Source organism: Facklamia sp. P12950 (genome assembly GCF_050409465.1).
Classification (GTDB): domain Bacteria; phylum Bacillota; class Bacilli; order Lactobacillales; family Aerococcaceae; genus Facklamia.
In genome coordinates, this window is the sequence record NZ_JBNUPK010000004.1 from 133,477 (window position 1) to 154,653 (window position 21,177).

The window sequence follows — 21,177 nt, forward strand, 5'->3', positions numbered from 1 at the left end:
TTATTCTCCTTCATTATCTAGTTCTTTAAGCTCTTCAAAAGGGTCATCCATATCAAAATTATCCATTTTAGATTTTTTTGAATTTTGGCTGAATCGATTTGTTTGATTATTAGATTCATTATGTAACATTCGGTCGGCTAGTTTCAAGCCATCTTCCAATTCTTGATAGGTTTCGGAGTGAAATTTCAAATAATCCTCAACAATTTCTTGACTCAACTGATCGATTGTTTGGGCACTTTTTTCTAAAATTAAATAGCTTTGCTTATTTTTTGCCACATGTGAATTAATTTCATTATATTTTTCTAATAGATCGTCTAACTGTGGAAGATAATTGATGAGGAAATCAGAAGCATCCAGTCGACGATTGGGCTCTTCAACGATATCTTTAAAGTAATTCTTTGAAACTTTGACGATATTGTGTCGGATTTCAATGGCGCGCATTTTAGCCGTTTTTTGAAAGTTGGCTTCAATATTAATAATCTGTTTACGCGAATCAGCCATTTGACTTCTGAAAGCTTCAATTTCTTGTTTACTTAAGCCTGCTGCTTGATAATGCTCTAGCATGTTGCGACTAGGCTTTTTGTGAGTAGGATGGAAAAATGACTTCCTGTGGGTTTTAAATGTATTCGGTTTTGTTATAAGCGCTAAAAAAGCAACCCCAGCTGAACAAAATAGAATAGCAATGCTTAGATAATATAAGCTAATGGCAGAAGCAGTAAAATAACTCTCTAAACCAATATAACCATAAGATTTACTAGCAATAGCCAGACCCACTAATAAGGTAAGGACTTGACCAACATAATAGAAAAACCAAATCCATGCCGCAGAATTTATTTTACGAATAAAGTAAAAGAGAAAGGCTAAGAGAAGCCATCCGGCAACAATAGCTAAAGTGGAATAGACGAGGGCCATTATATAGTGGCTATTATAAAAAATGAATGTTAAAACATGCTCCATCACAATTAAAGTAAGTAAGGCAAGGATATTTTTCTTCAAAGTAACCGTCCAAATATCGGATAAATGATTTCCTTTTTTAACAAAATGATTGAATTTGCGAACAATATTTAGCAGAGGGCCTGCTAATAAGAATATAAAAATTATATTGATTAAAGCTAACATGATTGCAACCTCCCTTTTCTTAATTTTAGAATATCATAACTAGAAAAAAGTCTTATCGGACTTGAGGCCTATTCTTAAACTTAACCATTGAAAAGACTTGAAAGAAAGAATAGTAGTCGCTAAACTAAGTAGGAATTAATAGCTAAGGAAATAGTTTTAAGAGGTGAAAATTATGAAAGATAAGGCAGAGACAATTTCATTTATCAAAAATAATGAAACACTATCTGTTAACCAAATCTACGATGGGGCCATTTTACAACTCTATCAAAATGAAGTACGTCTACCCAACGGTCAAACGGCAAAACGTGAGTTGATTCATCACCTGCCAGCAGTGGGTATATTAGCTGAAACAAAAAATAATGAAGTTGTCCTGGTTAAACAGTATCGTCCTGCTATTGCTGATGAAATTTACGAAATTCCAGCTGGAATTATCGATCAAGTAGAAGGTCAACTCGAAGAGCCTCTTATAGCTGCCAAACGTGAGTTAAATGAAGAAACTGGTTACGCTTCAGCAGAGTGGATATTTAATTCTAAATTTTATATTTCACCGGGTTATATTGATGAGGCCATATACCTTTTCTTTGCTAAATCCATTGAAGAGGCAAAAGAAAAGCTAGATCAAGATGAAAATGAAGAAGTTTCGCATTACTTATTTACGGCCCAACAAGTGAGGGAAATGATTAAGAATGGTGAAATCATTGATTTAAAAACTTTATATGCTTTAAGCATTTGGTTAAATAGTTTGGAGGTTTAGTTATGGGACTATTTTCAAGCAAAAAGAAAAAACACGACGATTATCAAGCTTATTTAAATTATGAGCAAGAAGGAAATGATCGTTTAAATCATCAGCCTTCTTCAAACAACCAAGTGGATTGCTTTGATCGGTCGATCTATTCAGAAGATAGTGAGCTCTACCATGAATTTATTAATCGGGCAGAAGCCATGGATGATTCACAACCTTATCCAAATTATTATGAGGAAGTGACTTCACAATTTGATAGTCAGAATGACTTTGACATGACTAATGAGATGGATGCAGAAGGAGATGGAGTATACAAAGCTTTTAATGAGCAATCAGTTGATAAAGACCAAGCAAGTTCACTCGAGGATTATCACCATCAATCAATGGGGGAAGATATTAGTTCTATTAGAAAAAGAGCTAAATATTCAGCTAAAATTGACCGTTTTTTAAATAATGGCATTATCATAGTAGGTGTTCTATTAGTCTTAGTTTTGTTAATCGCTTTTTTGGCATAGGAGGGGTGGTTAGATGAAAAAAATTGGAATTATTGGTGCAATGGAAGAAGAAATTCGTCTCTTAAAAAATGAACTATCAAATTTAGAAGTTCATAATTACTATGGCTTTGAGTTTTATCAAGGAAGATTGAGTGGTAAAGAAGTTGTTCTAGTTCAATCAGGAATTGGAAAAGTTAATGCTAGCCTTTCAACTGTTTTAATGGTTGATCATTTTGAAGTGGATTTAATTATAAACACTGGAAGTGCCGGAGGTCTGTCACCAGACTTATCAGTGGGTGACTTGGTGATTGCTGATGGTTTAATCCACCACGATGTAAACCTTTTAGTCTTTGGATACGACCAAGGTCAAATGGCTGGCATGCCGACAATATATCAACCAGATGAAGATACCAGTCAATTGGCCTATCGATTGGCTAAAGAGAAAGGACAAACCGCAATTAGAGGACTGATTGCTTCAGGAGATCAATTCATTAGTGACAGTCAACAAGTAAACAATATTCGTCAAGTTTTTCCTAACGTAAAAGCAGTTGAGATGGAATCAGCGGCTATCGCACAAGCTGCCTATATTCTAAAAACACCATTTATTATCATTCGTTCAATCTCCGATAAAGCAGATGAAGAAGCTGGAATAAGTTTTGATGAATTTATTTTATTGGCCGGACGCAAATCAGCTGAGATGGTAATCGATTTACTGAGTAAAATTGATTAAAAAAACTTGCTAATCTTTTATTAATCGGTATAATAAAAAGAGTGTAAAATAATGCAGCATAGAAAAAGAAAGCGCGTCAACAGTTAGTAACGTCAACGTTAATGAGTAACCACGGCTGCACAAGGTGAAAAACTAACTGCACGCATTCGATTTTCTAACCACTTATTTTACTCCAATACATATTTTATGGAGGAATTTTAATGTCACGTTATACAGGACCCTCATGGAAACAATCTCGTCGTTTAGGAATTTCATTAACTGAAACTGGTAAGGAGTTATCAAAACGTCCGTTCCCACCAGGACAACACGGTAATCAACGTAAAAAATTATCAGAATATGCTTTACAAAAAAATGAAAAGCAAAAATTACGCTTTATGTATGGATTAAATGAACGCCAATTCCGCACTTTATTTAATCGCGCTGGCAAAATCTCCGAAGGTAAACATGGTGAAAACTTCATGGTTATGTTAGAGTGTCGTTTAGATAACTTAGTTTATCGATTAGGTTTAGCTACTACTCGTCGTCAAGCACGTCAACTAGTAAATCACGGCCATATTACTGTTGATGGCAAGCGTGTAGATATCCCGTCATATATTGTTGAACCAGGACAAGTAATTAGTGTTCGTGAACGCTCACGTAATTTAGCTATCATCAAGGAAGCATTAGAAACAACAGTTACTCGTTTAGAGTTTGTGAACTTTGATGCTGATAAATTAGAAGGTAGCTTAGTTCGTTTACCATTACGTAGCGAATTAAATGCTGAAATTGATGAAGCCCTAGTCGTAGAATACTACAATAAATTAGGCTAAATCTTAAAGAGATTGTTACATAAGATTGGGAGCTTTCCCAATCTTATTTTTTTCCATTAGAGCCTAAGGAAGTTTTTTTATTGAACAATGCCTTTAAAAGAAAGCCTTCAAATGTTATAATGTATGGTGATTATTTATGCAAAAGGCCAATAGGCAGGGGATTAGAAATAAGTAGAGGAGCGAAAAGGAATGAGTATTAAATTCACGGACATCCTGTTCTTGATCATTGTAGCAATACTCTTAATCTATGGATTAATTTATTATTTCCGTACACAGAGAAAGAAAGAAATTAAAGATTTGGAACAACGTAAAGATGAAATGATGTCTATTTCTGTTGCTGACCAGCTCTTTACTTTGAAGAATATGAATCTATCTGGTCAAACAAAAAGAAAATATGAAAGTTTAGTGGCTACTTGGCAAACCATTACCAACTTTCAATTTACTGAAATAGAAGCCGCTTTGGTAGGTTCTGAACAATTTGTAGAACAAATGAATCTAGTGAGAGCAAAAAACGCACTAAATCAAGCACGTGAAATTCTTGATGAAACAGAAATTCAAGTTCATCAATTGCACCAGGAATTAACAGAATTATTGGCAACAGAGGATGAAAATCAAGAACGTTATGAAGCCTTACTTGAACGTTATCAAACTGCTCGCAAAAGTGTCGTGAATCATTCTTTTGATTATGGGCCAGCGATTGAAACGCTTGAAAAAAACCTTCAATATTTAGAGTTGAACTTCACTAAATATAATGAACTAACTGCTAACGGTGATCATCTAGATGCTCAAGATATGCTAGATAACTTAGAGGCTGACTTATCGTCATTTGAAGAAATCTTACAAAAAATTCCAAGTATGTACGATAAGATTCAAAGTGAATATGAAGATTCACTTGAAGATATTAGAGATGGCTACGAAAAAATGGTGGCTAGTCGCTTTAACTTTGATAATATTAATGTTTTAGAAGAAATTGATAAAATTCAAGAGCAGTTAAACCAAGCCAAAAACGAGATTAAAAATGCTGATTTAGCTGACGCTAAAACCTTAATGGACAAAGCAGAGCGTGAAATTAATTCCTTATACGATCAGTTAGAATCAGAAATTATGGCTAAAGAATATGTGAATAGTCACCTTCATCAATTGAAGGGACGAATTGAAGCAGTAACTGAAAACAATCGTTATGCAGGAATAGAAGTCGATCGGATCTCTCAATCTTACATCTTACATAATAATGAATTAGACCAAGTCAATGACTTAACCGAAAGAATTCGCTTAGAGTATCAAAAATTCAAAGATATGGAAGTTGATATTGAACAAAATCATGCCGTATTTACTCAAATAGAAAGCAAAATGCGTAAAATCGAGCGTTCTATTGAAGAAATAGCAGATGAACAAAATCAGTTAGTAAAATCGATAGCTGGCTTAACCAGTCGAGAGAAAGAAGCTAAATCAAATCTTGATTTATATGAATTAGACCTTAGAAATATGAAGCGTAAGTTAGAAAAAAACCATTTACCTGGCTTACATGATAGCTATTATGAATTGTTTTATAAGGTAACTGATCATATTGAGAACCTCTCTCAACAACTCAATCGTGTCCGAGTGGATATGAATCAAATTGATGAGATGGAAGGTAATTTAGAACAAGGTTTAGATGAATTGGAGGCTATGACTGAAGAAACCATCGATTCAGCCATGCTCACCGAATATATGATTCAACATTCCAATCGTTTTCGCTACGATTACCCAGAGGTAGACCAAGCAATTAAAGAAGCGCAATACTACTTCCACCAAGAATTCCGTTACCGTGAAGCTTTGGCAACCATTGAAAAAGTCCTTCGTCAAGTCGATCCAGATGCACCGACGCAAGTTCGAAGGATGTATCATCAAGAAAAACAAATCCGATTTTATTAAAAGTAAAGTCCGAATAGATTCCTTGGTTTTGGGATCTGTTCGGTTTTTTCTTGAGTCAATTGTCGTTACTAAATAGAAGTAAGAAAGGATTACAGATGTTATATTTTGATCATGCCGCAACCACTCCAGCTCGTGCTACTGTTTTAGACACCTACAATCAAGTAGCTCAAAAATATTTTGCTAACCCTTCAAGTGCCCACAAATTAGGTCAAGAGGCCAACAGTCTGTTGAATAATGCTCGCCAACAAATTGCAGACTTATTACTTTTTAAAAGCAATGAAATTTTTTGTACCTCATCAGGGACTGAATCTAACAATTGGACACTTCAAAGTCTATTATCAGCTCACGCTAAGCTTCATCCTAATAGGCGACAAATTATCCTATCAGCTATTGAGCACCCTTCTATTCGCTCGCAAATTGACCACTTAAAAACAAGAGGCTTTGAAGTAATCCTAGCACCGGTGGATCATAATGGTCAATTGGATTTAAACAGCTTTGAAAATCTACTGAGTGATCAAGTATTACTTGTTTCTACTATGTTAGTCAATAATGAGGTAGGATCTTTTTTACCAGTTGAACCATTGGCACAAAAATTAGAAAACTATCCACAAATCCTTTGGCATGTTGACGCTGTTCAAGCCATAACTTGTAGGATGAAAGCTATGCATCATAGTAGAATTGATTTATTAACTCTTTCTAGCCATAAATTTCACTCGGTAAGAGGGGTGGGACTCTTAGCCATTCGCCAACGTGTTACGAAAGCACCTTTATTATTTGGAGGCGGTCAAGAGTTTGGTATGCGCTCTTCTACTGAAAACCTACCAGCGATTGTAGCAACGGCCAAAGCTTTAAGATTAGCTTGGGAAAACCAAGCAGAAAGTATCAAACACATAAATCATTATCGCACTCAAATAACTCAAGCACTTAAAAAAATGAATTGGCAAGTCTTTGGTGGTAGCCAGGAGCAAGTGAGTCCACATATTATCTGTGCGGCCTTTCCAGGTGTGCCAGGCGAGGTATTACTTCAAGCTTTTTCCAATGCTGATATCATGATTTCGACAACTTCTGCTTGCTCAAGTCGTAAGAAAAATGACCATCATACCCTTAAAGCGATGGGCATTGATAACAATTTAGCTAATTCTTCAATAAGAATTTCTTTATCGCAGACAACCAGCCAAGCAGAAGTAGATCAATTAATTAAACCAATCCATGAGATTTCAACAAAGTTTAAGCAAGATTTGAAAGGAGCCTAAAAGATTGAAAGAGATGTTAATTCACTATGGGGAGCTCTCAACAAAAGGGCGTAACCGTAAAATGTTTCAAAATAAAATTGCTGAGCATATACGCTATAAAACCAAACATTTAGAGAAAATTAAAATACATGCACATCATGATTTCATGCATCTTTATTGGCACGAAACAGCTTACGATGAACTGATTGAAATCATTAAAACAATTCCAGGAATTCAAAGGTTTGAACCTGTTTTTCCTGTTGAAAAGGATCTTCAAGAAATTGGAAAAAAAGCCCTTGAACTTTTTGCTGAGTTAAATGCTCAACCGGGAGATAGCTTTAAAGTAATTGCTAAGCGATCGGATAAAAGCTTTGAGCATGATAGTATTGCCATTCAAAGAGAAATAGGGAGCATCATTCTGCAAGCCCATCCGGAATTAACGGTTGATCTGAGAAAAGCTAAACACAAAGTGGTCATATCCATCCATCAAGATATAGCCTATCTCAGTTTAAAAAATTATCCAGGTATGGGTGGCTTACCTTATGGTTCAAGTGGGAAAGGCTTATTAATGCTTTCGGGTGGTTTTGATTCACCGATTGCTGGTTATCAAATGATAAAAAGGGGAATGAAGTTGGAAATGGTTCATTTTGCCAGTCCACCTTATACTTCTTTACAAGCGCTTGAAAAAGCTAAACGATTAACAGCAGTTCTCGCTCAGTACGCCACTGCGATTACTTTTCACGAGGTTCCTTTTGCTCATATTCAGTTGGCGATTCGAGAACATGTTCCCGACAATTTATCCATGACTATTATGCGTCGGATCATGTTACGCCTAATGGATGCTTTGTTAAAAGAGCATAAAGCCCGAGCAATTGTTAATGGGGAGTCGCTAGGTCAAGTTGCCTCACAAACTTTACAATCGATGCAAGTGATTAATGAAGTGACCCATTCTTTAATATTAAGACCTTTAATTGCAGTTGATAAAAATGATATAATAGCAATGGCTGAAACCATTGGAACTTACGATATTTCTAATGAGCCCTATGAAGATTGCTGTACGGTCTTTGCACCAAAGTCACCTTGGACTAAGCCTAGACTTCATACTGTTAAAGAGTATGAGGCGCTCTTACCAATTGACCAACTAGTGAAAGAAGCCTTGGAAAATATCAAGACAAGTGAAATCACTGCTAGTTATCAAAGCGAAGCGGCTACAGCCTTCAATGATTTACTATAAGTTGTTGTCGCAAGAATTCATTAAGAAAGAGGAGTAATTATGACAGAAATTAAAACAATCAATACAAAAAAAGCCCCAGCAGCAATTGGACCATACTCTCAAGCAAAACAAGTAGGAGAGCTACTTTTCTGTTCAGGTCAAATCCCAATCAATCCAGCCTCAGGTGAAATAGAAGCAAAAGAAATAACAAATCAAACAAAGCAAGTAATTGCTAATATCGATGCTCTACTAAATGCAGCAGGATACTCTGCAGAAAATGTTGTAAAAACCACATGTTTCTTGGCAGATATGGGTGATTTCGCCGTTTTTAATGAAATTTATGCTGAATATTTCACATCCAAACCAGCTCGTTCAGCAGTGGCTGTTAAGACCTTACCTAAGAATGTTTTAGTAGAAATTGAAGTAATCGCTAGTTTATAATTTATAAGATATTAAAAAGAGCTGTCTAACGACTGATGTAAGTGGTTGTTGACGGTTCTTTTTTAAAATTTAAAGGAGATTGAAAATAATGATCGAAAATCAGATCAAAGAATTTGCTCAAATCATTCAGAAAAGTCGCAAGATTGTCTTTTTTGGTGGAGCCGGTGTTTCAACCGCATCTGGTATTCCAGATTTTCGTTCTGCAGATGGTTTGTTTATGCAAGAAACCAATTACCAATACTCAGCGGAAGAAATAATCTCGCATTCCTTCTATAAACAACATCCTCAAATCTTTTTTGAATACTATTTTGAGCATTTAGTCTATCCAGAAATACAACCCAATTTGGCTCATTTTTTTCTAAAAGAATTAGAAAACAAAGGAAAAGAAGTGACAGTTGTCACCCAAAATATCGATGGCCTCCATCAAAAGGCTGGTTCAAGTCGAGTCTTAGAACTTCATGGGTCTGTTTTAAATAATTATTGTACGCAATGTGGTAGCTACTATGCTCTGGATCAATTAGAAAAAGATGCTCAGGGCATTCCACGCTGTCCTAAAGATCAAGCGATTATTAAGCCGGACGTGGTGTTATATGAAGAAAGCTTGAATGAAGAGACCATTAATCAATCAATCCAAGCCATTAGTCAAGCAGACCTCATGATTATCGCAGGAACTTCCTTAAATGTTTATCCGGCCGCTTCATTTATTCATTATTTTAGAGGAAATTCTCAAGTAATCATTAATCAGACACCAATTCTAATTAGCAAGCCCAATTCTTTGATTTTTGAAGATAAAATTGAGGCAGTTTTTCAGTTAGTGAAAGATTATTTAGCAAATAATGATTAAATGGCGAAGGCCTTGTTCAAAGCTGTAAAGAATGATAAAATAAGTCCAACTTAAATTTTAATTTGACTAAGAAGAGAAGAGTAATTCATCACCATCCAGAGAGGAAACCTTGCGCTGAAAGTTTCTCGATGAATGAAGGTAGCTTGGAGTCATAAGACATGAGAAATCAACAATAGTGTCTTACGGAGTCTGCTCCGTTAACAAGAAAGAGTGATTAAGTAACTTTTTTACTTGATTAAATTTAGGTGGTACCACGTAATTGACGTCCTATGCAAAGCATAGGATTTTTTTTATGAAAATGAATTAAGGAAGGTGTAACGATGGTAGAAAATACGAAGCAAATGCCAAGTAAGTACCAACCTCAGACGGTTGAAGCAGGTAAATATCAAAAATGGATAGAACAAGGTGTATTTAAGCCTTCAGGAGATTCTAAAGCAGAGCCATATTCAATTGTAATTCCACCCCCTAACGTAACGGGTAAATTACATTTAGGTCACGCTTGGGATGTGACTTTGCAGGATATGATTATCCGTTCTAAAAGAATGCAAGGCTATGATACTTTATGGTTACCTGGTATGGACCATGCTGGAATTGCGACTCAAGCTAAAGTGGAAGAGCGTTTAGCAGAAGATGAAAACTTAAGTCGTCATGATTTAGGGCGAGAGAAATTCCTAGAAAAAACTTGGTCTTGGAAGGAAGAATATGCAACCATTATCCGCCAGCAATGGGGGAAAATGGGTATTTCAGTCGATTATGCGCGTGAACGTTTTACGCTGGATGACGGTTTAAACAAAGCAGTTAATAAAGTCTTTGTTAAACTTTATGAAAAAGGACTTATCTATCGGGGAGAATATATTATTAACTGGGATCCAAAAGCCCAAACGGCTCTATCCGATATTGAAGTGATCCATAAAGATGTACCAGGTGCTTTTTATCATGTTAATTATCCAATGGTTGGTAGTGATGAAGTGGTTCAAATTGCCACCACCCGTCCTGAAACACTTTTAGGCGACACAGCGATTGCTGTACACCCTGCTGATGAGCGTTATCAACATTTGATCGGTAAAAAAGTACTCTTACCATTAATGAATCGTGAAATTCCTGTCGTAGCAGATGAGTATGTGGATCGAGAATTTGGTACAGGTGTAGTGAAGATTACCCCAGCTCATGACCCGAATGACTTTGAAGTCGGTAACCGTCATCATCTACCACGAATGAATGTGATGAAAAAAGATGGCACTATTAACGAATTAGGTGGAAAATATGCAGGCATGGATCGCTTCGATGCACGCAAGCAAATTGTAAAAGATTTAAAAGAGCAAGGCTACTTAGTTAAGATTGAAGAACATACGCATTCAGTGGGCCATTCTGAGCGTTCTGGGGCGGTCGTAGAGCCTTATCTATCTACTCAGTGGTTTGTCAAGATGAAACCTTTAGCCCAGCAAGCTTTGGCTAATCAAGCAACCGATCAAGCAGTTGAATTTTACCCACCACGCTTTAATCAAACTTTCCAAACTTGGATGGAAAATGTTCATGATTGGGTGATCTCACGTCAACTTTGGTGGGGACATCAAATTCCAGCCTGGTACCATAAAGAAACAGGTGAAGTTTATGTTGGCGAACAAGCCCCCAGTGATGAAGAAAATTGGTTAAGAGATCCGGATGTTTTAGATACATGGTTCTCATCTGCCTTGTGGCCATTTTCAACCATGGGTTGGCCAGAAGAAGGTCACGATTATCGTCGCTACTTCCCAACCAGTACCCTAGTGACCGGTTATGATATTATTTTCTTCTGGGTGTCGCGTATGATTTTCCAATCTTTAGAGTTTACGGGTAAACGACCTTTCCAAAATGTTTTAATTCATGGATTAATCCGTGATAGCCAGGGGCGTAAGATGTCAAAATCGCTAGGCAATGGAATTGATCCAATGGACGTTATTGATGAATATGGGGTGGATTCCCTTCGCTGGTTCTTAGCCACAGGGTCGACTCCCGGACAAGATATTCGTTACTCCACTGAAAAGATGGGAGCAGCTTGGAACTTTATTAATAAAATCTGGAATGCTTCACGTTATGTATTAATGAATGTGGGTGATTTAACCATTGAAAATTTAGAAAACAAGCAAGATTTGACACTTGCCGATCAGTGGATTCTTTCCCGTTTACAAACAACAATTGAAGAAGTAAGCCGTTTATTTGAACGCTTTGAATTTGGAGAAGCAGGTAGGGTCTTATATCATTTCATTTGGGATGATTACTGTGACTGGTATATCGAAATGACTAAAGAACAGTTGCAAGATCAAGAACATGATCATTTTGCCACTAAATCAGTTCTTGTTTATGTCTTGGACCAATTCTTACGTCTATTACATCCAATTATGCCCTTTGTAACTGAAGAAATTTGGCAGCAAATTGCTCCACAAGCTGCATCAATCGTTACAGCAGCTTATCCAACCGTTAAAGAAGAATACAAAAACGATATTGCTGAAAAACAAATGCAGGAATTGATTGAAGTCATTACAGCGGTGCGTCAAATCAGAAATGAAATGAACACACCATTATCTAAAGCTTTAAAAATGATTATTAAAGTTCAAAATAAGGGTATTGAAGAAAGTTTAGAAAGTAACCGGGCATACATTAATCGTTTCTGTCACACAGACCACTTAGAAATTGCCGCTAATCCTGAAATAGAAGGAGAAATGGTTACACAGACACTTTCATTTGCACAAATTTTCATCCCATTAGCTGGATTAGTCAAAATAGAGGATGAGATTAAGCGCTTGGAGCAAGAAGTCACTAAGTTAGAAAAAGAAGTCGAACGTCTAGTGAAGAAACTTTCGAATGAAGGATTTGTTGCTAAAGCACCTGCTCAAGTAGTTGAAGGTGAACGCACTAAATTAGCTGAATATGAACAAAGGTTAAAAGCAGTGCAAGAAAGAATTGAAGAATTAAAACCATTAATCTAAATAGTTAGAAAAAGAGGAATCAAAATGACGTTTACAAATGTTGATGAGGCGACTCATTGGTTGTTAAACCAAATCAATCCTATCCCAAGACCTGATATGACTAAAATATATCAAGCTTTGGAATATGTGGGAAATCCTCACAAAGGTTTACCAATTATCCATATCACCGGGACTAATGGTAAAGGATCAACGGTAGCTTATTTAAGAGATTTACTGTCGAGCCAGGGCTATAAAGTAGGATCTTTCACCTCGCCACATATTGAGCGGTTTAATGAGAGAATTACTTTTGATGGTCAACAAATTAGTGACGAAGCGCTCATTCGTTTAACCAATCAATTGGTTGAATTAAATGATTACATGGAAGCCTACTCTCCTTATGGTCGTTTAATATATTTTGAACTATTTACTATTATGATGTGCTTATATTTTCAAGAAAAAAAACCGGATGTTTGCTTGATTGAAGCAGGAATCGGAGGCATGTCGGATTGTACTAATGTTTTAGACGGAGAGATTGCCGTTGTTACTTCTATTGGTATGGATCACGCGGATATGTTAGGAGACACCTTAGAGTCCGTTGCTCTTGAAAAAGCGGGCATCATCAAGCCGCAAAAAGAGGTTGTCACAGGACTTATTCAAAAAAGTCCTCTAAGCATTATTGATAAATGGGCAAATGCTCGCACAGCTGTCCACCACTCTTATGACCAAACTTTCGGTGTCAAAAATATTAACAAGTTAAGCCCTTTTAAGACTCAATTCCAATTTTGGACTGACAGTCAAGCAATTCCACAAGAAGCTTTTGAAATAAATATGGTGGGAGATCATCAGGTGAGAAATGCGGCCGTTTCTTTGCAAGTATTTATTTCATGGATGGCTCACCAAAAGCAAACGATTGATTGGCCCAAAGCGAGAGAGGCTTTGCAAAAGACAAAATGGATTGGTCGATTAGAAAAGATTTTTGAAAATCCATACATCTTTTTAGATGGGGCGCATAATATGGAAGGGCTGACTGCACTGAAAAGTGTGGTAGATGAGAATTTTTCTGCTTTCGAGATCACCATTATTTATGGAGGTTTAAAGAAGAAAAATCAAGCAGAACAAGTTCCTTTATTGTTGAATTTTCATGCCGAAAAAGTTTATTTGACTTCCTTCCACCATTTCGAAGCTATGAAAGAAAAAGATTTTGCAGAAGTTTTACAAGCCAAATCAATTGTCAATCGTCATAAAGCCCATTACGTTGATGATTGGAAAAGTTGGATGAATGATTATCAATTAAATAATCAAAATAATAAGCAGGCCCTCTTATTAATAACGGGCTCTCTATACTTTGTCTCAGAAGCTAGAGCCTATCTCTTAGCTCACCAAATGATTTAACTTATTGAATAATAGCGAGCACTTTTCCTCCTTACTTCTTGTATTTATTGATACTAGCAGTAAGGGGGAATTCTTTTGTCATCGAATAACTCTTGTATCCGTCAAATGACCCAGCAAGACCAGCCGCGCGAACGTCTCAGACAATACGGTGCTAAAAATTTATCCAATCATGAATTGTTGGCTATTCTCCTTAGAACAGGAAGCAAAAAAGAAAATGTCTTAAACTTAGCCATTCGTTTGCTTAGTCATTTTGAACCACTCAACACTTTAAAAATTGCCTCACTTAGTGAACTCCAATCGATTAAAGGAATTGGTCCTGCTAAAGCAGTTGAGATAAAAGCAGCGATTGAGTTTGGGAGTAGAGTGCAAGATGCCCAATTTAAAAAACAGGGCGTTCTAACTTCAACTTCTCAAGCAGGGCAATGGTTGATTAAAGAGATGGGAGACCTTCATCAAGAACATTTAGTCGCTCTTTTTCTAAATAGTAAGAATGAAATTATCAAAAAACAAACCATCTTTATCGGTTCGGTCAATAGTTCGGTAGCTTGCCCAAGAGAAATTTTTAAAGAAGCGGTAAAATATCCAACTGCAAGGCTAATTATTGCTCACAACCATCCTTCTGGTAATCCAGATCCTTCACAGGCAGATTTACTATTTACCAAGCGAATGATAGCGTGTGGGGAGATGATGGGGATTGAACTTTTGGATCATTTGATTATTGGAAACGATCGCTATTTGAGTTTGCGTGAAGCGAGTGATTGTTTTATTTAGTTATCTTTAAATGCTAAATGATAAAATACTTGAAAACTATTGAAATAGAATAGCCAGCTATGTTAGAATTTAGATATGTTTTTGTAAGGGGTATCATAGTTTGGGAATTCCACTTCGTACCAAGAGCAAGAATATAATTAATACAGGTGCTTAGGCACGAGGAGGATATTTGTAAATGGAACAAGGTACAGTAAAATGGTTTAACGAATCTAAAGGTTTTGGCTTTATCGAACGTGAGGGTGACTCAGACGTATTTGTACACTTCTCAGCCATCCAAGGTGAAGGCTTCAAAACTTTAGCAGAAGGACAAGCAGTTCAATTCGAAGTTGAGGAAGGCGCTCGTGGACCTCAAGCAGTTAATGTTGAAAAATTAGCCTAGACTTTCGACCAATCTAATCTATCGAATCAAAAAATACCGTAAGGGAACTAAATAACCTTGCGGTATTTTTTGATAGCTATAATCGTGCTCAAGCAGTTGTTTAAAAACCAAATGAAATTTCTAAAATTTAAAATTCAGTTGAGCAAAGAAAGGGTTCGCTAGTTTTTAAACTTTTTTTTTGCTATAATTTACAAAGCTATTGCTATTGTTTGAAAGGCGGATGAATGCATGGGGATTTTTGGCAAACAGCAAATTGGAATTGACTTAGGCACTTCAACAACCATCATTTACATTGCACGAAAGGGTATTGCATTGCGCCAACCCTCTATAGTAGCAATTGACAAAGAATCAGGAGAAGTTGTTGCCTATGGAAAAGAAGCATCGAAACTAGTTGGAAGAACGTCAAACCGTTATGAAATGATTTACCCCATTCGTAAGGGCGTTATCGCTAACTTCTCAATGACCAAAATGATGTTGGGCCATTTTATTACTCAAGCCTTACGTCATTCCTTCTCAAAACCAGAAGTTGTCATTAGTTCGCCAAGCCAAATTTCTAAAGTAGAAAGAAAGGCACTAATTGATGCAATCAAATCATTAGGAATCAACCGAGCAATGATTGTTGAGGAGGCTTTTGTAGCAGCTCTAGGAGCGAATTTAGCAATTGAAGAAGCAAGAGGAAAAATGATTGTGGATATCGGTGGAGGTACTACCGACATCGCCACTTTATCATATGGCGAGATTGTAGATTCCTTAACGCTTAGTGCAGCCAGTAATAATATGAATGAAGAAATTCAATCTCAAGTTCGCCAAGAACACAATTTAATTATAGGAAATTATACGGCAGAGACTTTAAAAATAGTGATAGGGGAAGCCTTGTATGATCCTAAAGAAGAAAATGATCATTTAATTGTAAAAGGTAGAGATGTTATAACCGGCGTGCCCAATGAAGCCAAAGTATCCACTCAGACAGTTGCAAAAGCAATTGATGTAGTAATTCATCAAATTATTTTAGGAATAAAACAGGTGTTAGAATTAACCCCCCCTGAATTATCTGCAGACATCATGGAAACAGGTATTATTTTGACTGGTGGCGGGTCTTTACTTAAACATCTACCAGAACGAATTGAAAAAGAATTAGGCCTTTTTGTACGAAGAGCCGATTTACCCATCGACTGTGTCGCTATGGGTGCAGGACGTATGTTTAATGAGTTGGATCGTCAATCATCAGCGATTGAGCGGAGTTTAAGATAATTGTTTACTAGTAGAAAGAAGGCAAAATATGCTTAATAATAAGAAGTTAATTGGAATTCTTCTGGGTGGGATTGTCATTAGCAGTTTAATCGCTTATTCTCTTTTCAATGGAACGAATAATGTGGTCAAAATAGCTGTTAATGAAACAATCTCCTGGACCGGTAGAGTTTTTTCTGAACCAGTAAGCATGGTGGTTCAGTTTGTGAATTCTGTGGACGATTTAGTCAATACTTTTGAAGAAAATGAAGCACTCAAATCAAAAATTGATAAATCTTATGAAATGCAAGTGCGTATTGCCGATTTGGAGACTGAAAATGAAAAATTACGACAAGAACTTGACTTGTCAGAAACTCTTTCTAAATTCACCAGTATTCATGGTACTGTTATTTCAAGAAACCCTGATCAATGGACAGAAACCCTTATTATCAATTTAGGCTCCAAACAGGGTATGGAAGAAAATATGGCTGTTATGGCTGGAAACGGTCTGATTGGACGTATTATAGAGGTATATCCTTCATCTTCTAAGGTTCTTTTATTAACTAGCAACCAATCAAAAGACGGTATGGTATCGGCTCGTGTTCAAACGGATAAAGATGGATCTTCTGCAATTGGTGTGATCAGTGACTATGACCCGAAGGACAAAGAATTCATCATGACTCAAGTTTTGCCAGATGCTAAAGTAAAAGCGGGAGATATGGTCATTACTTCTGGTTTAGGGGGGGTAATACCATCCTCGCTCTTTGTTGGAGAAGTTACCCAAACAGAAATGGATGCCCAAGGATTATTCCAAACGGTAAGAGTAAAACCGGCTGGAGAGATGACTGATATTCGATTTGTAACAGTGATCTTACGTGAAGGAGCTCAGCAAGATGAATAATTTTTCGACTAAATTTGGCTATCAAAGAGAAAGAAACATTGTGGGTATTGTTCCACTTGTCTTACTCTTTGCCTTAGTAATCGATTCAGCCCTGCCCTCTATCTTTCCCACAGCCTTTTTAGGAAATGAACAAATCATTGTTTCACATCTACTGCTCTATTTTATTGTAACCTTTTCCTTTTATTTACGTAATACTTCAATTATGATCTATGCTTTCTTTATAGGGTTAATAGCAGATGCTTATAATTCAACCATTTTAGGCCTATACGCCATTCTTTATTTTCTCATCGCATATTTTATTCTTTCAATCAGGCGTCACTTTCCACGCAACGCTATTATCCATATGATGTTATTTATCGTTTCAATAACTATTATTGATTTCATTGTTTATCTTTTCTATCAACAAGTAGGACTAAGTAGGCTTCTTTTTGAAGACTATGTTGTGATGCGTTTAGGACCAACTCTAATCTTTAATATGGCCTTAACCTTTTTCATGTATCTTCCTAATCGGTTGCTTGTGCGTTGGTTAGGTTATGATGATCATATTATCTTTTAAAAGAAGATCGGGAACTATTTCCCGGTTTTTTTATGCATTTGAAATAAAATGTTATAATTAAGAGAATAAAACAACAAAAGAGGAGGAATTATTATGGCGATCAATCACTCTTTATTAAAAGATGATTTATATCAAGCGGTAAATGGGGAATGGCTAGAAGAAGCGGTGATTCCTTCAGACAAACCAGCTACAGGTGGATTTATGTCATTAGCCGAGAAAGTTGAAGAAGTTTGTTTGAAGGATATCAACGCGTTAGTTGAAGGGAAACTAACTACTACGGATCCTTTAATGTTAGAGTTTATCAAGCTTTATAAAAAAGCACTTGATTTTGAACATCAAGAGAAAGACAATTTGGCAGAAGCTAAAGACTTTTTAAATAGTATCCTTTCACAAGCAGATTATCAAGCTATTACAGCTAAAATGGTGGAACTATTAAACTATAAATTACCTTCGTTAATTAACTTATCCGTTGAACCAGACATGAAAAATGCGGAACAAAATTGCCTTTATATGGATGTCCCAAGGTTAATTTTGCCAGATACTCCATATTACGATGAAGAAAATGAAAAAGGACAATTTCTTTTGAACATATACCAAAAACAAAGCGAAAAATTATTAATAAGTCTTGGTTATAATAAGGACCAAAGTCAACAATGGGTAAAAAACTGTATAGAATTTGATCGTAAATTAGCTAGCTATCAGAAAACGCAAGAAGAATTAGCGGACTATACCCAAAATTATAATGTACGATCCATTGCTGAAGTGAAAGATTATTGTCAAGAAATTGCAATTGATTCTTTTATTAAGCAGATTATCAAAGAAGTGCCAGAAAAAATTATTGTTACTCAACCTTCTTTTTTTGAACATCTAGATGAAATTGTTCAGTCGGATAATATTGAACTTCTTAAATCTTGGATAATAGTAAGCACAATTAATGACCTATCCGGAGTGTTAGGTGAAGATTTTCGTTTAAAAGGCAGTGAGTTTTCATTGGCTCTATCGGGAACGCCTGAACCGATGAAAGCGAAAAAATTTTATTTTTACCTAGTAAGGGATCTGTTTGATCAAGTGATAGGCACCTATTATGGCAAAAAATATCTAGGATTCGAAGCTCGTAGGGATATAGAGAGCATGGTCAAAGCGATGATTGAAGTTTACAAAAAAAGATTGGAAAAGAACCAATGGTTAAGTGATGAAACCATTCAATTAGCAATTAGAAAGTTAGAAAAATTTAACTATCTAATTGGCTTTCCAAACGACTATCCAGAATATTATAAAGACTTAAAAGTGAATGCAGAGAGCTCTCTTTTTAAAAATTGTTTATCGTTAAAGAGGATTCATCAAAAGGACCATTTTTCACAATACAAGCAAGCGGTGGACCGAGATAAATGGTTGATGCCAGCAGATAGAGTGAACGCCTATTACAATCCCACTTTAAACAATATTTGTTTCCCAGCCGCTATTTTACAAGCTCCTTTCTATAGTCTGGATCAATCAAGAGCGGCGAATTATGGAGGAATTGGAGCTGTCATAGCTCATGAGATTTCGCATGCTTTCGATAATAATGGCGCTAAAATTGATGAAAATGGTAACTTGAATAACTGGTGGGCTGAGCAAGACTTTGAAGCTTTTAACCAAAAAGCTCAAGCGGTGGTTGATCAATGGGATGGTATACCGTTTGGCCAAGGGAAAGTAAATGGCAAGTTAACCGTTTCTGAAAACATTGCAGATGGAGGTGGTTTGACAGCTGCATTAAATGCCTTAAAAAATGAAGGAGAAACAGATTATAAGGAGTTCTTTATCAATTGGGCCCGTATTTGGTGTCAAAAAGCGCGTCCAGAGTATGAATTAATGTTGCTTCAAGTAGATGTTCATGCACCGGCAGAATTACGCGCCAATGTCCAAGTGAAGAATCTTGATGAATTTCATGAAACATTTGAAACGTCAGAAGGGGACGGCATGTGGCTAGCTCCAGAGGAGCGCGTTCGCATTTGGTAATTTACCAAAGATATCTTTCCTTAGAATTATTGACAGTCTAAAGTAATTCTGATATCCTACTAATGTTGTATTTGTGTAGCACCACAACTGCAACCGCTCATCCTTGAGTTTAAGTGCATTAGCCACTCAAGTTGGCGAGTCTAAGTGTAGGTATTTATACCGAAAATCTAATAATAGGAGGTGCTTGAATGTACGCAATTATAAAAACAGGCGGCAAGCAAATTAAGGTAGAAGAAGGACAAACAATCTTCGTTGAGAAGCTAGACGTTGCTGAAGGCGATAAAGTAACTTTTGATGAAGTCGTTTTAGTAGGTGGTGAAGGTGAAACAAAGGTAGGTTCACCATTAGTTGCTGGAGCAAGTGTAGAAGCGACTGTTGAGAAACAAGGACGCGAAAAGAAAGTGGTTACTTTCAAATATTTACGTCGTAAAGATTCTCACCGTAAGCAAGGACACCGTCAACCATACACTAAATTAACTGTTAACGCGATTAAGGCTTAATCATGATTCAAGTACAAATCAGCCTTTCAAAAGAGGGTCAAGAAGTTAAAGAAATCGAAATGACAGGACATGCTGGTTATGGTGAACATGGACAAGATATTGTCTGTGCCGCAGTATCTAGCCAAGTTATTTCAGTAGAAAACTCTCTTTACCAACTCTTGCAAGTGCCTGTAGAAACCACTGTTAATGAAATGGAAGGTGGTTATCTCAAGCTCGTACTACCATGGATTGAACAAAAGAAGTTAAAACATGATGTGCAACTTTTGATGCGTCATTTAATTTTAGCTTTAGAAGTGACAGAACAAGCTTATCCCGAATATATCCAGATTAAACAAACTATACTATAGGAGGTGCTCTCTATGTTGAAATTAGACTTACAACTATTCGCTACTAAAAAAGGTGGAGGTTCTACTCAGAACGGTCGTGATTCCATTGCTAAGCGTTTAGGCGCTAAAGTTGGCGACGGTGAAGAAGTAACAGGTGGATCAATTATCTACCGTCAACGTGGAACAAAAATCCATCCAGGCGAAAATGTTGGCCGTGGTGGCGATGATACATTATTTGCAAAAATTGATGGAATCGTTAAATTCGAACGCAAGGGTAAAAAAGCTAAGAAAGTTTCAGTTTACCCAGTAGCTGTTGAAGCTTAATCGAAGTTTTTAAAATGCCTAACATCTTAAAAGCAGTCCTAGTTAAACTAAGACTGCTTTTTTGTTTGTCTAATGATTTGTTGAAGTGATAGTTAAGCCGTAGTCATCATTGGTCGTTTATTTCAATTTCTTTGAATGCTATATTATAAAAGTCTGTCTTATCAATTAAAATAATACTTTCTGATTCTTTGCTTTTATCGGCTATTAACTCATCTTCTGTTGACTGTTTAATTGCTCTTTTTTGATTGAAGTATTTTCTCAAATTTTGAAATTTCTTCCTCTAGTTTTCTGCTTTCTTTTTCCCTTGCGCAAAGCAGTTG

22 protein-coding genes and 2 other annotated features are annotated in these 21,177 nt (G+C 36.4%); of the genes, 20 read left to right on the forward strand and 2 right to left on the reverse strand.

Translation table 11 applies throughout. From position 1 onward, the window contains the following. Complete coding sequence (locus ACQV2Q_RS05030; RefSeq protein ID WP_428882105.1) at nt 1-1,119, reverse strand: 5-bromo-4-chloroindolyl phosphate hydrolysis family protein; 1,119 nt, start codon at nt 1,117-1,119, stop codon at nt 1-3. 172 nt (nt 1,120-1,291) lie between these two features. Here ACQV2Q_RS05030 and ACQV2Q_RS05035 point away from each other — a divergent pair, with 172 nt between their 5' ends. From ACQV2Q_RS05035 to rpmA, 20 genes are all read left to right on the forward strand, one after another. Then, entirely contained in the window at nt 1,292-1,873 is a 582-nt protein-coding gene (locus ACQV2Q_RS05035; protein ID WP_428882106.1) for an NUDIX hydrolase, read from the forward strand. 2 nt (nt 1,874-1,875) lie between these two features. Beyond that, a complete protein-coding gene (locus ACQV2Q_RS05040; protein ID WP_428882107.1) occupies nt 1,876-2,376 on the forward strand; it encodes a hypothetical protein in 501 nt (166 codons plus the stop codon). A gap of 13 nt (nt 2,377-2,389) precedes the next feature. Further along, on the forward strand, nt 2,390-3,085 hold the full coding sequence (locus ACQV2Q_RS05045; RefSeq protein WP_428873882.1) for a 5'-methylthioadenosine/adenosylhomocysteine nucleosidase: 696 nt from the start codon (nt 2,390-2,392) through the stop codon (nt 3,083-3,085). A 200-nt stretch (nt 3,086-3,285) separates the two neighbouring features. Continuing rightward, a complete protein-coding gene (rpsD, locus tag ACQV2Q_RS05050) occupies nt 3,286-3,894 on the forward strand; it encodes a 30S ribosomal protein S4 (RefSeq protein WP_428882109.1) in 609 nt (202 codons plus the stop codon). A 189-nt stretch (nt 3,895-4,083) separates the two neighbouring features. Further along, nucleotides 4,084-5,808 carry a septation ring formation regulator EzrA gene (locus ACQV2Q_RS05055; protein ID WP_428882112.1) on the forward strand — a complete coding sequence of 575 codons (1,725 nt, stop codon included), beginning with the start codon at nt 4,084-4,086 and terminating at the stop codon, nt 5,806-5,808. A gap of 50 nt (nt 5,809-5,858) precedes the next feature. Beyond that, nucleotides 5,859-7,061: a cysteine desulfurase family protein gene (locus ACQV2Q_RS05060; protein ID WP_428882114.1), complete on the forward strand. Its 1,203-nt coding sequence runs from the start codon at nt 5,859-5,861 to the stop codon at nt 7,059-7,061. 13 nt (nt 7,062-7,074) lie between these two features. Further along, nucleotides 7,075-8,274, forward strand: a complete 1,200-nt coding sequence (thiI, locus tag ACQV2Q_RS05065; RefSeq protein ID WP_428882138.1) for a tRNA uracil 4-sulfurtransferase ThiI — start codon at nt 7,075-7,077, stop codon at nt 8,272-8,274. 39 nt (nt 8,275-8,313) lie between these two features. Beyond that, the gene (locus ACQV2Q_RS05070; RefSeq protein ID WP_428873886.1) at nt 8,314-8,694 is read left to right on the forward strand and encodes a RidA family protein; all 381 of its coding nucleotides are present in this window, start codon (nt 8,314-8,316) and stop codon (nt 8,692-8,694) included. 88 nt (nt 8,695-8,782) lie between these two features. Then, nucleotides 8,783-9,538: an NAD-dependent protein deacylase gene (locus ACQV2Q_RS05075; RefSeq protein ID WP_428882116.1), complete on the forward strand. Its 756-nt coding sequence runs from the start codon at nt 8,783-8,785 to the stop codon at nt 9,536-9,538. Between the two features lie 59 nt (nt 9,539-9,597). After that, nucleotides 9,598-9,811: a binding site (T-box leader), on the forward strand. A 47-nt stretch (nt 9,812-9,858) separates the two neighbouring features. After that, nucleotides 9,859-12,504 (forward strand): valine--tRNA ligase, encoded by a 2,646-nt coding sequence (locus tag ACQV2Q_RS05080; protein WP_428882117.1) that lies wholly within the window; start codon nt 9,859-9,861, stop codon nt 12,502-12,504. A 24-nt stretch (nt 12,505-12,528) separates the two neighbouring features. Continuing rightward, on the forward strand, nt 12,529-13,875 hold the full coding sequence (locus ACQV2Q_RS05085) for a bifunctional folylpolyglutamate synthase/dihydrofolate synthase (protein WP_428882118.1): 1,347 nt from the start codon (nt 12,529-12,531) through the stop codon (nt 13,873-13,875). A 105-nt stretch (nt 13,876-13,980) separates the two neighbouring features. Further along, complete coding sequence (gene radC, locus ACQV2Q_RS05090) at nt 13,981-14,646, forward strand: RadC family protein (protein WP_428873899.1); 666 nt, start codon at nt 13,981-13,983, stop codon at nt 14,644-14,646. Nucleotides 14,647-14,821: 175 nt separating this feature from the next. Beyond that, complete coding sequence (locus ACQV2Q_RS05095; RefSeq protein ID WP_428873890.1) at nt 14,822-15,025, forward strand: cold-shock protein; 204 nt, start codon at nt 14,822-14,824, stop codon at nt 15,023-15,025. Between the two features lie 228 nt (nt 15,026-15,253). Then, complete coding sequence (locus ACQV2Q_RS05100) at nt 15,254-16,276, forward strand: rod shape-determining protein (RefSeq protein ID WP_428882119.1); 1,023 nt, start codon at nt 15,254-15,256, stop codon at nt 16,274-16,276. 28 nt (nt 16,277-16,304) lie between these two features. Further along, nucleotides 16,305-17,153, forward strand: a complete 849-nt coding sequence (gene mreC / locus ACQV2Q_RS05105; RefSeq protein WP_428882120.1) for a rod shape-determining protein MreC — start codon at nt 16,305-16,307, stop codon at nt 17,151-17,153. After that, nucleotides 17,146-17,709: a rod shape-determining protein MreD gene (mreD, locus tag ACQV2Q_RS05110; RefSeq protein ID WP_428882122.1), complete on the forward strand. Its 564-nt coding sequence runs from the start codon at nt 17,146-17,148 to the stop codon at nt 17,707-17,709. Before mreC ends, mreD begins: the two co-directional genes overlap by 8 nt. A 93-nt stretch (nt 17,710-17,802) precedes the next feature. Further along, the gene (locus ACQV2Q_RS05115) at nt 17,803-19,707 is read left to right on the forward strand and encodes a M13 family metallopeptidase (RefSeq protein ID WP_428882124.1); all 1,905 of its coding nucleotides are present in this window, start codon (nt 17,803-17,805) and stop codon (nt 19,705-19,707) included. Nucleotides 19,708-19,788: 81 nt separating this feature from the next. After that, nucleotides 19,789-19,859, forward strand: a sequence feature (ribosomal protein L21 leader region). 36 nt (nt 19,860-19,895) lie between these two features. After that, on the forward strand, nt 19,896-20,207 hold the full coding sequence (rplU, locus tag ACQV2Q_RS05120; protein ID WP_258436143.1) for a 50S ribosomal protein L21: 312 nt from the start codon (nt 19,896-19,898) through the stop codon (nt 20,205-20,207). 2 nt (nt 20,208-20,209) lie between these two features. Then, the gene (locus tag ACQV2Q_RS05125; RefSeq protein ID WP_428882126.1) at nt 20,210-20,554 is read left to right on the forward strand and encodes a ribosomal-processing cysteine protease Prp; all 345 of its coding nucleotides are present in this window, start codon (nt 20,210-20,212) and stop codon (nt 20,552-20,554) included. Between the two features lie 12 nt (nt 20,555-20,566). Further along, complete coding sequence (rpmA, locus tag ACQV2Q_RS05130) at nt 20,567-20,857, forward strand: 50S ribosomal protein L27 (RefSeq protein WP_090290150.1); 291 nt, start codon at nt 20,567-20,569, stop codon at nt 20,855-20,857. Nucleotides 20,858-20,963: 106 nt separating this feature from the next. Here rpmA and ACQV2Q_RS05135 read toward each other — a convergent pair whose 3' ends face one another. After that, the gene (locus ACQV2Q_RS05135) at nt 20,964-21,119 is read right to left on the reverse strand and encodes a hypothetical protein (protein WP_428874421.1); all 156 of its coding nucleotides are present in this window, start codon (nt 21,117-21,119) and stop codon (nt 20,964-20,966) included. Between the last annotated feature and the right edge of the window lie 58 nt (nt 21,120-21,177).